The organism is Paraburkholderia sp., from assembly GCF_036488505.1.
Lineage (GTDB): Bacteria > Pseudomonadota > Gammaproteobacteria > Burkholderiales > Burkholderiaceae > Paraburkholderia.
The window spans coordinates 1-12,465 of sequence record NZ_DASXHN010000233.1; the positions used below are offsets into that span (position 1 = coordinate 1).

Consider the following 12,465-nt stretch of genomic DNA (forward strand, 5'->3'; position numbering starts at 1 on the left):
ACGCAGTTTTAATTGCCACAAGCGCAATCAGGCTGCAACGGCGGCTTTCACCTGCTGAACGATCGCAGCAAAAGCGGCCTTGTCGAACACAGCCATGTCGGCCAGCACCTTGCGGTCGAGTTCGATCGAAGCCTTCTTCAGACCATTGATGAACACGCTGTACGTCATGTCGTGCTGACGCACCGCCGCGTTGATACGCGTGATCCACAGTGCGCGGAACACACGCTTCTTGTTGCGGCGATCGCGGTAGGCGTACTGGCCTGCGCGCATGACCGCCTGCTTGGCGATGCGATAGACGTTATTGCGACGGCCGCGGTACCCCTTGGCCAGCTTGATGATTTTCTTGTGACGGGCCCGCGCGGTAACCCCACGTTTTACTCGAGGCATGTTTCGCTCCTATGAGTGTCGGTTAAGGGTTAAGCGAACGGCAGCATTGCGCGTACGGAGTTCAGATCGGAATCATGAACTGCCGTGGAACCGCGCAGATGGCGTTTGTTCTTGGTGGACTTCTTGGTAAGAATGTGACGCTTGAAGGCCTGACCGCGCTTGACGGTACCGCCCGGACGCACCACGAAGCGCTTCGCAGCGCTCTTCTTGGTCTTCATCTTCGGCATGACAACTCCATTATTAGATGGAGATGGGTGTGCGGTCGGCCAGTTGGCCATTTCCCGCCCTTCGAAACCCATTCCACTTGGTATGCAGACCACCGTACTACCAGCGGCCGCTTTTCGGGACGCGCCGCGCATTACCCCTGCACGCCGTTCCGAAACCTTCCGACACTGCACCGGGCAGCCGGCACAGCATCGCTCAACCCTTTGCAACCGGACGGCGCGCCACATGACGCGCCGCTCCTCCGGCTTACTTCTTTTTCTTCGGGGCAAGCACCATGATCATCTGGCGCCCTTCCATTTTCGGCATCTGCTCGACCTGACCGACTTCGTCGAGGTCCGTGCGCAAGCGCTCGAGCATGCGCATGCCAATTTCCTGGTGCGCCATTTCGCGGCCACGGAAACGCAACGTGATTTTCGTCTTGTCGCCGTCTTCGAGGAAGCGGATGAGGTTGCGCAACTTGACGTGGTAATCACCATCGTCGGTACCCGGGCGGAATTTCACTTCCTTGACCTGGATGACCTTCTGCTTGAGCTTGGCCTCGTGCTGCTTCTTCGCTTCCTGGTACTTGAATTTGCCGTAGTCCATCAAACGGCAAACCGGCGGAACCGCCTGCGGAGCGATTTCCACCAGATCCACGTCCTGCTGTTCCGACATGCGGAACGCATCAGCGAGTTTCACGATGCCGAGCGGTTCGTTCTCGACCCCGACCAGTCGCACCTCAGGTGCAGTAATCTCACCGTTGATGCGGTGCGCAGACTTATCAGTAGCGATGTTACGTTTCCTCTAAAATTAAAAAAATGAGCCGGGCTGCCAAGTGGCTCACTTGAACGACTGCACGTCCTGGCGCAGACGCTCAATGAAGGCGTCGACAGGCATCACACCCAGATCGACACCACCACGGGCACGCACGGCTACCGTTTGGGCTTCACGCTCTTTGTCGCCGACCACCAGCAGGTACGGGATCTTTTCGAGCGTGTGCTCGCGTATTTTATAGCTAATCTTCTCGTTGCGCAAATCAGCCTCGACTCTAACCCCTTGTTTTTGCAACGATTGGGCCAGATACCGCGCATATTCCGCCTGGCTTTCCGCGATGTTCATCACGACGACCTGCACCGGCGCGAGCCATACAGGCATTGCACCAGCATGGTGCTCGATCAGAATGCCGAGGAAGCGCTCCATCGATCCGACGATTGCCCGGTGCAACATGATCGGGCGACGACGGCTGTTGTCCTCGGCGACGTATTCGGCGCCAAGACGCTCCGGCAACACCATATCCAGCTGGAGGGTACCGCACTGCCACGAGCGACCGAGCGCGTCCTTGATATGGTACTCGACCTTGGGGCCGTAGAAGGCCCCCTCTCCTGGCAACTCTTCCCACGTTACCCCGCAGGCGGTCAACGCTTCGCGCAGACCCTGCTCCGCACGGTCCCACGTGTCGTCGGTGCCGGCGCGCGCGTCTGGGCGCAGCGACAGCTTGATCTCGACATTGTCGAAGCCAAAGTCGCGATAGACGCTCATCGCGAGCGTATTGAACGCGATCGATTCGCTGATGAACTGGCTTTCAGTACAAAAAATATGCGCATCGTCCTGCACGAAGCCACGCACGCGCATCAGACCGTGCAACGCACCCGACGACTCGTTGCGGTGGCACGAACCGAACTCCGCGTAACGCAGCGGCAAATCACGATACGAGCGCAGACCGTGGTTGAACACCTGCACGTGACCCGGACAGTTCATCGGCTTGATCGCGTAGTCGCGCTTTTCCGATTCCGTCGTGAACATGTTTTCACGATAGTTCTGCCAGTGCCCGGACGCTTCCCACAGCGAGCGGTCCATGATCATCGGCGTCTTGATTTCGAGGTAGCCAGCGTCGTTCACGCGACGGCGCATGTATTGCTCGACCTGCTGCCAAAGCGTCCAGCCACGCGGATGCCAGAACACCATGCCCGGTGACTCGTCCTGCATGTGAAACAGGTCCAATTGCTTGCCGAGCTTGCGGTGATCGCGCTTTTCCGCCTCTTCGAGCATATGTAGATATGCTTCCTGGTCTTCTTTTCTGGTCCAGGCCGTGCCGTAGATACGCTGCAATTGCTCGTTCTTCGAATCGCCGCGCCAGTAAGCGCCCGCGACCTTCATCAGCTTGAAGACCTTCAACTTGCCGGTAGAGGGCACATGCGGGCCTCGGCACAGATCCGTGAAGCCGCCATGCGAGTACAGCTTGATTTCGTCGCTAGCGGGAATCGACTCGATGATCTCAGCCTTGTACTTTTCGCCGATGCTCTTGAAGTATTCGACGGCTTCGTCGCGCGACACCACACGACGCGACACCGCCTCGTCCTTCTTCGCGAGTTCCTTCATGCGATTTTCGATTTTTTCGAGATCTTCCGGCGTGAAGGGACGGCTGTACGCGAAGTCGTAATAGAAGCCATTGTCGATGACCGGTCCGATCGTGACCTGCGCTTCCGGATACAGATCCTTCACCGCATACGCGAGCAGGTGCGCTGTGGAGTGGCGGATGATATCGAGACCGTCGGCGTCTTTCTCAGTAACGATGGCCAGTGTCACGTCGCGATCGATCAACGTCGACGTATCAACCAGTTCACCGTCGATCTTGCCGCCGAGCGCGGCCTTCGCGAGGCCGGGGCCAATCGAAGCGGCCACTTCGGCGACGGTCACCGGATGTTCGTACTGTCGAACAGAACCGTCAGGCAGACGTATCGAAACCATTGCGTTCTCCGTGGTGCCGGCCGGCGGCGGCACATACAACCAGATCAAAAAGACAAAAAAAATGCGGCCCCGCTTTCGAGGGGCCGCACTCACATTTCATGCAAACTTCATCGGCAAAAGTGGTCCTCGACTAGCGTCGCTCCGAAACAGTTTCGGTCAACGTTCGCGGTGTCATAACCGTATTCGCCTTTTGCGCTCAAGGCGCTTACCGCAGTTTGCGAAACCCCGGCAAGGCCAGAATTCCATTCGTTGGTAGGCTCGATTGGACTCGAACCAACGACCCCCACCATGTCAAGGTGGTGCTCTAACCAGCTGAGCTACGAGCCTGAAGAAAACGAGATTATATGGAGCGCCCCATAGCTTGGCAAGTACTTTTATGCAGCTACTTTAACTTCCCGTGATCAGTTTGCTCACGGCAGTCCAAGCTCGCGCGCGCGCGATTCCGCGCGGGCAAATCCACCGATAAAGCGCATGCCTCAATTCTTGCGCGCCGCGCGCGTCACGCCAGTGATCTCGCCAAGCAGCGTGCAAGCGCGCTGGATCTGCGCAGAACTCGACACCTCGACGGTGAATTGCATGAACGCTGCGTTACGCCGACTCTGCGTTTTCACGCCAATCACGTTCATTTTTTCCCGCGCGAACACTTCCGAGATATCGCGCAGCAGCCCCTGCCGGTCGCTTGCCTCGATGATGAGGTCGACCGGATAGACCGATTGGCCGCGGCCGCTCATCACGTCTGCCGACCACGCCGTCTGCAGCACTCGCTCCGGCGCGCGCTCGGCCATCCGGCGGAACGTGGCGCAGTCGCTGCGGTGAATCGACATGCCCTTGCCGCGTGTCACGAAGCCGGCGATGTCATCGGGCGGCGCAGGACGGCAGCAGCGCGCGAGTTGCGTGAGCAATGCGTCGACGCCCACCACCAGCACCCCGGTCGAAGCGCCGCGCGCCACACTGGCGCCGCTGCTGCGCTTCTCGAATTTCTCCGGCGCTTCGACATCCGGCTCGGGCGGCGGGGCATCGTGCAGTGCCTGCTCGACGAGCCGTAGACTGAACTCCTCCTTGCCGACCACCGAGAAAAGATCGTCCGTCGTCTTGAAGCCAAGCCGGGTAGCCAGTTGATCGAGACTGACCGAAGTTTTGCCCTCGCGCTGCAAGGTCTTTTCGACCATCGCCCGGCCGTTCGCGATGTGCTCCTGCAGCTCAACCGCGTTGAACCACGCGCGCACCTTCTGACGCGCGCGCGAACTGTGCAAATAACCGAGCTGCGGGTTGAGCCAGTCGCGCGACGGGCCACCCTCCTTCACCGCGACGATCTCGATAGTCTGGCCGTTCTGCAGTGCCGTGTTGAGCGGCACCATCGCGCCATCGACGCGCGCGCCGCGACAACGATGCCCCAGTTCGCTGTGCAGGTGATACGCGAAATCGATCGGCGTCGCGCCGTGCGGCAATGGAATCACGCGCGCCTGCGGGGTCAACACGTAGATGTGATCGTCGTCGAGCGTCGCCTGGCGCAGTTGCTCCCAAGGCTGCGCCGCGCGCCCGTCGCCCTGCTCCCCTTCGGACACCTCGTCTTTCCACGCGAGCAATTGACGCAGCCACGCGATTTTCTCGTCGTACTTTTCGTTCGCGGTGAAGGTGCCGCCGTAACCGCGCGCGCCCGCTTCCTTGTACCGCCAATGCGCGGCGACGCCGTACTCAGCGAAGCGATGCATTTCGTGCGTGCGGATCTGGACCTCGAACGCGCGGCCGTCGTCGCCGATCACGACCGTGTGCAGCGATTTATAGCCATTCGGTTTCGGCCGCGAAATGTAGTCGTCGAACTCTTTCGGCACCGGCTGCCACAGGTTGTGCACGATGCCGAGCACGGTGTAGCAATCCTTGATGTCGGGCACGATCACGCGGAACGCGCGCACGTCGTAGAGCTCGGCGAAATCGAGCTGCTTGCCGCGCATCTTGCGCCAGATGCTGTAGATGTGCTTCGGCCGCCCGCTCACTTCCGCGCGGATATGCGCGGCGGCCAACTCCTGCTGCAGCCTGTCGATCGCCTGTGCGACATAGCTCTCGCGCTCCACGCGCTTCTCGTCGAGCAATTTGGCGATGCGCTTGTACGTGACCGGTTCTTCGAAGCGGAGCGCGAGGTCTTCGAGCTCCCACTTCAGTTGCCAGATGCCCAGACGGTTGGCGAGCGGCGCGTAAATATCGAGCGTCTCGCGCGCGACGTCGGGCGACGGCGTGACTTTCGCCGCCGCGTAGTAGCGCAGCGATTGCAGCCGCGACGCAAGGCGAATCAGCACCACGCGGATGTCCTGCGCAAACGCGAGCAGCATCTTGCGCAGCGCTTCCACCTGGGCGCGGCGCGCGGCCTGCGCATCGCGCCCGGCTTCGGGCATCGCATTTTGCGTCGCGCGCAGGCTGACGGTGCCGAGGCGCAGCAACTTGCGCACGTCGCCGACCAGTTGCGCGACTTCTTCGCCAAAGTTATCGGCGATCACCTGCTCTGGATCGCGCAGATGCGGCGTCAGCGCAAACAGCGCCGCCGCCAGCACCGCGGGCGGATCGACGTTGAGCTTGCGCATGATCGACGCGGTGCCCGCCGCGTGGTCCGCGAGCAGTTCGCCCGACGACAGCCGCACGTCACCGGCATGCTCGCGTACGAACGCCATCGCTTCCTCGAAAGAAGGATGGGGATGAGGTGCGTTCGTGACGGTTTCGGTATTCATGGTGCGACGGCTCGCCGGGCCAGGCGAATCAACGGAATTTCAACAACGGTAGTGCGTAACTGCAGGGAGCGGGGGCTTAGCCGCGCTGCGCCGCGATCGCGACGATTTCGACGAGGCACTTCGGATTCGCGAGCTTCGCTTCGACCGTGGCACGCGGTGGCGTGTCGCCCTGCGCGACCCACTCGTCCCACACCGCGTTCATACCGGCGAAATGCACCATGTCGGAAATGTAGATTTGCACCGACAGCAGAAGCGATTTATCGCTGTTCGCTTCGCCCAGCAGACGGTCGATGTGGCCGAGCACTTCGCGCGTCTGACCGGTGATGTCCTGGTCTGTGTCTTCGGCGATCTGGCCCGCGAGGTACACCGTGCCGTTGTGCACGGCCATTTCCGAGAGACGCTTGCCAACGTGATGACGAGTAACGGTCATGAAAAATCCTGAACTGGTTGATCGGTCGAGGTTTACTCCGCATGACGCTTGCCGCGAAATTCGCCGCAGACGTCAGACGGAAACCCAATATTATGACGCGTTCGCCAACGGGCCGATGAAGAACTGGCGCGCGGCCGCAATCTGATCTTCCGCGAGAAACGCCGGCGCATGTCCGACACCGGGAATCTCGATGCGCGACACAAGGCGCCCGGTCGCGACCATGTTGTCGACCGTCTCGCGCGACAGCAGATCGGAGTGCTCGCCGCGTACGACGAGCACCGGTCCCTGAAACGCAGCGAGCGAATGCCACAGTGCCGCCTCGCCGAGTTTCGCGGCTTCCTCCGTCACGGCGGCAAACGGCTGCGCGATGCGCGGGTCGTAGCGCAGCACCCAGCCGCCGTCCTGCTCGCGCAGCAGCGGCGTATTGATTCCGCGCCATTCGTCCGGCGTGAGCGGGCCAAAGCTTTGCGCGAGCTGCGCCGCGTAGTCGACGCCCTGCTGCAGCGTGTCGAAACGCACGGGCTTGCCGAGGTAATCGCCGATGCGCTTCACCGCGACCGGCTCGAGGTGCGGTCCGATGTCGTTCAGCAGCAGCTTGCGAATCGGTGTATCCGGCAGCCCGGCGAGCGCCATGCCGATCAGTCCGCCCATCGAGGTGCCGAACCAGTCGACCGTGTCGACGTCGAGCCGCGCAATCAGCGTGACCATGTCGGCGACATATTGCGGCACGCCGTACAGGTTGGGGTTCGCAAGCCACGACGACAAGCCCCGCCCGACCACGTCCGGACAAACCACGCGGTAGGTATCGGTGAAGGCGGCGGCGAGGCGGTCGAAATCGCGCCCGGAGCGCGTCAAGCCGTGCACGCACAGCAACACGCGTGGATTGCCGGGGTCGCCCCATTCGGTGTACGCGACGCGATGCAGCCCGCCCGCGCTCGCGCACTGCACATAGCGTTGACGCGGCGCAGGCTGGCCTGCGGGGGAAGCGGAGATCGTTGCGGTCATTTGGGTTCCTCGCAAAAGCGCTGCGTATCCGGCCCCGTTGCGGACGCCAGAACAGAGGCCTCAATTGAAGGCTCTGCAAAAGCCAGAATCGTCACACGTGTTATCTGCGATCGATTGTAAACTGCTTCGCCGGGCGGCAAGGATCGGCCAGAAGGCATAGGGCGCTCCTGTCGAACCGCCGCGGATCTGGCGCCGCCACGCATAAAACAAAGCGGGCGAGACTCTCGTCTCGCCCGCCCCGAAACCACATGGCCACCGCCCCCCTCATATCGGCCGGGGCCGGGGCGCAACATCCGCTGTCAACTCACCGCGCTGACATCGAGCGGCGCGCCAGTCTTCGCCTTGATTTCGTCGACGCTCACGCCCGGCGCGAGTTCGGTGACCTTCAGGCCATCCTCGGTCACCTCGATCACACCGAGGTCGGTAATGATTTCGTCGACCACGCCGACGCCCGTCAGCGGCAGCGTGCATTCGTCGAGGATCTTGTGCTGGTCGCCTTTCGCGACGTGTTCCATCAGCACGACCACGCGCTTGACGCCCGCGACCAGATCCATCGCGCCGCCCATGCCCTTGATCATCTTGCCCGGAATCATCCAGTTCGCGAGGTCGCCCTTCTTGCTGATCTGCATCGCGCCGAGAATCGCGAGATTGATGTGGCCGCCGCGGATCATCGCGAACGAGTCCGCCGACGAAAAGATCGACGAGCCCGGCAGCGTCGTCACTGTCTGCTTGCCGGCGTTGATCAGGTCGGCATCCACTTCGTCCTCGGTCGGCGACGGGCCGATCCCGAGCAGGCCGTTTTCCGATTGCAGCCACACTTCGACCCCCGGCGGCACGTGGTTCGCGACCAGCGTCGGCAGGCCGATGCCAAGGTTCACGTAAAAGCCGTCCTGCAGTTCCTTCGCCGCGCGCGCGGCCATTTCGTCACGAGTCCATGCCATGATCAGTCTCCTTTCGCGCGGACGATGCGTTGTTCGATGCGTTTTTCCGGATGCGCATTCAGCACCAGGCGCTGAACGAAGATGCCGGGGGTGTGGATCGCGTCCGGATCGAGCTCGCCCACTTCGACGATTTCTTCGACTTCCGCGACGGTGATACGCCCGGCCATCGCGCACATCGGGTTGAAATTGCGCGCGGTACGGCGATAGATCAGGTTGCCCGACTTGTCGGCCTTCCATGCCTTGACGAGCGCGACGTCGGCGGTCAGCGAGTGTTCGAGCACGTAGTGGTTCTCGCCGAACTGGCGGGTTTCCTTGCCTTCGGCGATCAGCGTGCCGTAGCCGGTGTTGGTGAAAAACGCCGGGATGCCCGAACCGCCCGCGCGCAGCTTCTCGGCGAGCGTGCCTTGCGGCGTGAATTCGAGTTCGAGTTCGCCGGCCAGATACTGGCGCTCGAACTCCTTGTTCTCGCCGACGTACGACGAGATCATCTTCCTGATCTGACGTGTCTCCAGCAGCAGCCCAAGGCCGAAACCGTCGACGCCCGCATTGTTGCTGATGCAGGTGATGCCCCGCACGTTCGAATCGCGCAGCGCCGCGATCAGCGCCTCGGGAATGCCACATAGCCCGAAGCCGCCGACGGCGAACGTCTGGCCGTCCTTGACGATGTCCTTCAGCGCCTCGGCGGCGCCTGGATAGACCTTGTTCATTCGTATGTCCCTTCCTCTATGGAAACCCGAAACCGGATTATTGCGGCTGACATCGCATAAGGCAGCTTCGCTGCGCCGCGTGATGCCGCCATGTCATTCTAGCCATCCGCGGCCGGGCGTACCGTGATCGATGCCGCCCCACGCGCTTGTCGCGCGCGATGGTATGCGCCGCCGCTTTGTCGTCTGCCCGAAAGAGTACGCTGGGCGCGCCATGCGGCACAATACGCAAAAATACATAAGTAATTGCCGCCAGCCCATGCCCGCTCTGGATTACCGCACCGCGTTCCACCTCGCTCCGATCGGACTCGTGCTGTCGCGAGAGCGCATTATCGAAGACTGCAACGATCAGCTCGCGTCGATTTTCGGCTGCCCGCGCGACGCGCTCATCGGCCAGTCGTTCCAGGTGCTGTACCCGTCGGAGGATGAATTCGAGCGGATCGGCGCGCGCATTCCGCCGATCATGACCGCGCGCGGCACCTACGCGGATGACCGCATCATGAAGCGCGCGAACGGCGAGCTGTTCTGGTGTCACGTGACAGGCCGCGCGCAGCAGCGCTCCGACCCGCATGCGGCGGGCGTCTGGACCTTCGAAGATCTGAGCGCGACCCGGCGCGTCGCGGTGGAACTCACGCCGCGCGAACGCGAAATCGCCGCGCAACTGGTGACTGGCAAGACCAGCAAACAGATCGGCCGCGTGCTCGATATCAGCTCGCGCACGGTCGACGTATATCGCGCTCGGCTGATGCGCAAATACGATACGGGGAATGCGACCGAGCTGCTACAGCGGCTGCTCGGAAGTTGACGGAGATGGAAGGCCCGCGCCGCCCGGGCTGCGGGGCCTGCCCACGCCTGTCGTCAGGCCGCCTTGACGAGCGCTGCGCGCTCGATCGTCGCGCGCAGCGAATCGGGCACCGGCACCGATTTCCCGGCCGCGTAATCGATCCACACGCAGCGTGCGGCGCCGCGCGCGTAGAGCGTGTGCGGATCGTCCGCGCGCAGCAGGGTGAACGCGGTGTCGAAGCTGCTGCGCCCCGGTGTCGCCACCGACATACGGCCGATCACGTCGCCCGGATAGTGAAGCTGTTTCAGAAAGTCCATCGACGCATTGACGATCACCGGCCCCTGCCCGTCAGCGTTGCCGCCGACAAAGCCCAATTGCTCGAACCAGGAAATCCGCACCTGCTCCATGTAGCGGAAATAAACCGTGTTGTTGACATGGCCGAATGCGTCCATGTCGCCCCAGCGGATCGGCATCGTCATCTCGAAAACTGCGTGAAAATCGTTCATTCAGTGCTTCCGTTCGTGCTTGCTTTAAAACGTTGATACCTTGGCGCCTTGATGCCTTGATGCCTCGAAACGTCGAGGCGGCTCGCGGTCGCGGGCTCAGGCAAGTCCGAAGCCGTCGTCGGCGACGATCACCGAGCCGTTGATGAACTGCGATTCGTCCGCTGCCAGCAGCAGGAGCAGCCCGTCCAGGTCTTCCGGCTTGCCGACGCGATGACGCGGCAGCAGCGACACGAGCTTTTGCCCCTGTTCGGTCGACCAATGATGATGGTTGATCTCGGTATCGATATAGCCAGGGCAGATCGCGTTCACGTTGATGCCGTGGCGGCCCCATTCGAGCGCCATCGCCTTCGTCATGTGAACGACCGCGGCCTTGCTCATCGAATAAAGGCCGATCTGCGGCAGCACCCGCAAGCCTGCCATCGACGCGATGTTGATGATCCGGTACGACGGCTTCTGCGCATTGTTGCCGCGCATGATCATGCGCTTGGCGACTTCCTGAGCGACGAAAAACGCGCCGCGTGTGTTCGTGTCGAACACGTATTCGAAGTCCGCGGGGGTCACTTCGGACAGTTTCTGCGTGGTCGACACGCCCGAATTGTTGACCAGAATATCGATCGTACCCGCCTCGGTTTCCGCGTGCGCGACCGCCGACTTGATGCTCTGGTAGTCGGTTACGTCGAGCGACACCACGTGCGCGGCGCCGCCGGACGCCTCGATCTCCGCGCGCAGCTCCTTGAGCCGCTCGGTGCGCCGGCTGGCCAGCACGACCTTTGCGCCGGCCTGCGACAGCACCTGGGCGAAGCGCTTGCCCAACCCGCTCGAGGCGCCGGTGATCAGCGCGACCTTGCCTTCCAGATTGATCGAACGGCCCATTGTCGTTCCTTGTTCGGTTGTGTAGTGACCACTGCGGTTGACGAAGTGCGGCAGGACCGGCACCGCGGGTCCACACCACATCACTAAATAGTACGGTCGTGCTAATCTTTGCCTGTCTGGTTGCAGTGCAGGAGTCGTTCGCCCACAATACGAACCCGAAAAAAGCATTCTAACGGTAAGAGGAGCACCAATGACCCCCGCAAGTCTCATTGAGCAATACGGCCCGCGCGAGTCGATGGAGTACGACGTCGTAATCGTCGGCGGCGGCCCTGCTGGCCTGTCGGCGGCGATCCGCCTGAAGCAGCGCGCTGCTGAAAAAGGCGTCGAACTTGGCGTCTGCGTGCTGGAAAAAGGCTCTGAGATTGGGGCTCACATTCTGTCGGGCGCGGTGATGGACCCGCGTGCTCTCACCGAACTGATTCCGGACTGGAAGGAAAAAGGCGCGCCGCTCACGGTCGAGGTGACCGAAGACCGCTTCCTGTTCCTGTCGGAGACCGGCGCGAAAAGCGTGCCGGCCTGGGCTTTGCCGGACAACTTCAAGAATCACGGCAACTACGTGATCAGCCTCGCCAACGTGACGCGCTGGCTGGGCCAGCAGGCCGAAGCGCTCGGCGTGGAGATATTCCCTGGCTTCCCGGCGGCCGAAGTGCTGTACAACGGCGACGGCTCCGTCAAAGGCGTCGCGACCGGCAATCTCGGGATCGGCAAAGACGGCGAGCCGACCGAGAACTTCCAGCTCGGCATGGAACTGCATGCGAAATACACGCTGTTTTGCGAAGGCGCGCGCGGCCATCTCGGCCGTCAGCTGAACGACAGGTTCAAGCTGCGCGACGGCGCCGATCCCCAGGTTTACGGCCTCGGCATCAAGGAGCTGTGGGAGATCGATCCTTCGAAGCACAAGCCGGGGCTGGTGATGCACACGGCCGGCTGGCCGCTCGAAAACGACACGTATGGCGGCTCGTTCCTCTATCACATGGATAACAATCAGGTGGTGGTGGGCTTTGTCGTCGGTCTTGGTTATTCGAATCCGTATCTGTCGCCGTTCGAGGAATTCCAGCGCTACAAGACACATCCGGCGATCCGCGCTGTGCTCGAAGGCGGCAAGCGTGTGTCGTATGGCGCGCGTGCGATTACCGCGGGCGGTCTGATGTCACTGCCGAAGC

13 protein-coding genes and 1 tRNA gene are annotated in these 12,465 nt (G+C 61.9%); 2 read left to right on the forward strand and 12 right to left on the reverse strand.

Annotated elements, in window-relative coordinates:
• Positions 1 to 27: 27 nt before the first annotated feature.
• The 10 genes from rplT to VGH68_RS14310 all read right to left on the reverse strand — a co-directional run bounded on the left by rplT (position 28) and on the right by VGH68_RS14310 (position 9,142).
• Complete coding sequence (gene rplT, locus VGH68_RS14265) at positions 28 to 387, reverse strand: 50S ribosomal protein L20 (RefSeq protein ID WP_006052502.1); 360 nt, start codon at positions 385 to 387, stop codon at positions 28 to 30.
• 29 nt (positions 388 to 416) lie between these two features.
• Positions 417 to 614 (reverse strand): 50S ribosomal protein L35, encoded by a 198-nt coding sequence (rpmI, locus tag VGH68_RS14270; RefSeq protein ID WP_027198217.1) that lies wholly within the window; start codon positions 612 to 614, stop codon positions 417 to 419.
• A gap of 244 nt (positions 615 to 858) precedes the next feature.
• On the reverse strand, positions 859 to 1,383 hold the full coding sequence (gene infC / locus VGH68_RS14275; protein ID WP_331604302.1) for a translation initiation factor IF-3: 525 nt from the start codon (positions 1,381 to 1,383) through the stop codon (positions 859 to 861).
• A gap of 48 nt (positions 1,384 to 1,431) precedes the next feature.
• Entirely contained in the window at positions 1,432 to 3,339 is a 1,908-nt protein-coding gene (thrS, locus tag VGH68_RS14280) for a threonine--tRNA ligase (protein WP_331604292.1), read from the reverse strand.
• 250 nt (positions 3,340 to 3,589) lie between these two features.
• Positions 3,590 to 3,666: transfer RNA gene (locus VGH68_RS14285), tRNA-Val, on the reverse strand.
• A 149-nt stretch (positions 3,667 to 3,815) separates the two neighbouring features.
• Complete coding sequence (locus tag VGH68_RS14290) at positions 3,816 to 6,059, reverse strand: bifunctional (p)ppGpp synthetase/guanosine-3',5'-bis(diphosphate) 3'-pyrophosphohydrolase (RefSeq protein WP_331604293.1); 2,244 nt, start codon at positions 6,057 to 6,059, stop codon at positions 3,816 to 3,818.
• A gap of 76 nt (positions 6,060 to 6,135) precedes the next feature.
• Complete coding sequence (locus tag VGH68_RS14295; RefSeq protein ID WP_331604294.1) at positions 6,136 to 6,489, reverse strand: RidA family protein; 354 nt, start codon at positions 6,487 to 6,489, stop codon at positions 6,136 to 6,138.
• A 90-nt stretch (positions 6,490 to 6,579) separates the two neighbouring features.
• Positions 6,580 to 7,494, reverse strand: a complete 915-nt coding sequence (locus tag VGH68_RS14300; RefSeq protein ID WP_331604295.1) for an alpha/beta hydrolase — start codon at positions 7,492 to 7,494, stop codon at positions 6,580 to 6,582.
• A gap of 299 nt (positions 7,495 to 7,793) precedes the next feature.
• Positions 7,794 to 8,435, reverse strand: coding sequence for a CoA transferase subunit B (locus tag VGH68_RS14305; RefSeq protein WP_331604296.1), 642 nt, complete (start codon positions 8,433 to 8,435; stop codon positions 7,794 to 7,796).
• Between the two features lie 2 nt (positions 8,436 to 8,437).
• Positions 8,438 to 9,142, reverse strand: a complete 705-nt coding sequence (locus VGH68_RS14310) for a CoA transferase subunit A (RefSeq protein ID WP_331604297.1) — start codon at positions 9,140 to 9,142, stop codon at positions 8,438 to 8,440.
• Positions 9,143 to 9,398: 256 nt separating this feature from the next.
• Between VGH68_RS14310 and VGH68_RS14315 the strand changes: the two genes are divergently transcribed.
• On the forward strand, positions 9,399 to 9,944 hold the full coding sequence (locus VGH68_RS14315; RefSeq protein ID WP_331604298.1) for a LuxR C-terminal-related transcriptional regulator: 546 nt from the start codon (positions 9,399 to 9,401) through the stop codon (positions 9,942 to 9,944).
• A 53-nt stretch (positions 9,945 to 9,997) separates the two neighbouring features.
• Here VGH68_RS14315 and VGH68_RS14320 read toward each other — a convergent pair whose 3' ends face one another.
• Entirely contained in the window at positions 9,998 to 10,429 is a 432-nt protein-coding gene (locus VGH68_RS14320) for a thioesterase family protein (protein ID WP_331604299.1), read from the reverse strand.
• Positions 10,430 to 10,525: 96 nt separating this feature from the next.
• Entirely contained in the window at positions 10,526 to 11,302 is a 777-nt protein-coding gene (locus VGH68_RS14325) for an SDR family oxidoreductase (protein WP_331604300.1), read from the reverse strand.
• A gap of 190 nt (positions 11,303 to 11,492) precedes the next feature.
• Between VGH68_RS14325 and VGH68_RS14330 the strand changes: the two genes are divergently transcribed.
• A partial coding sequence (locus VGH68_RS14330; protein ID WP_331604301.1) for an NAD(P)/FAD-dependent oxidoreductase occupies positions 11,493 to 12,465 on the forward strand: 973 nt, incomplete at its 3' end.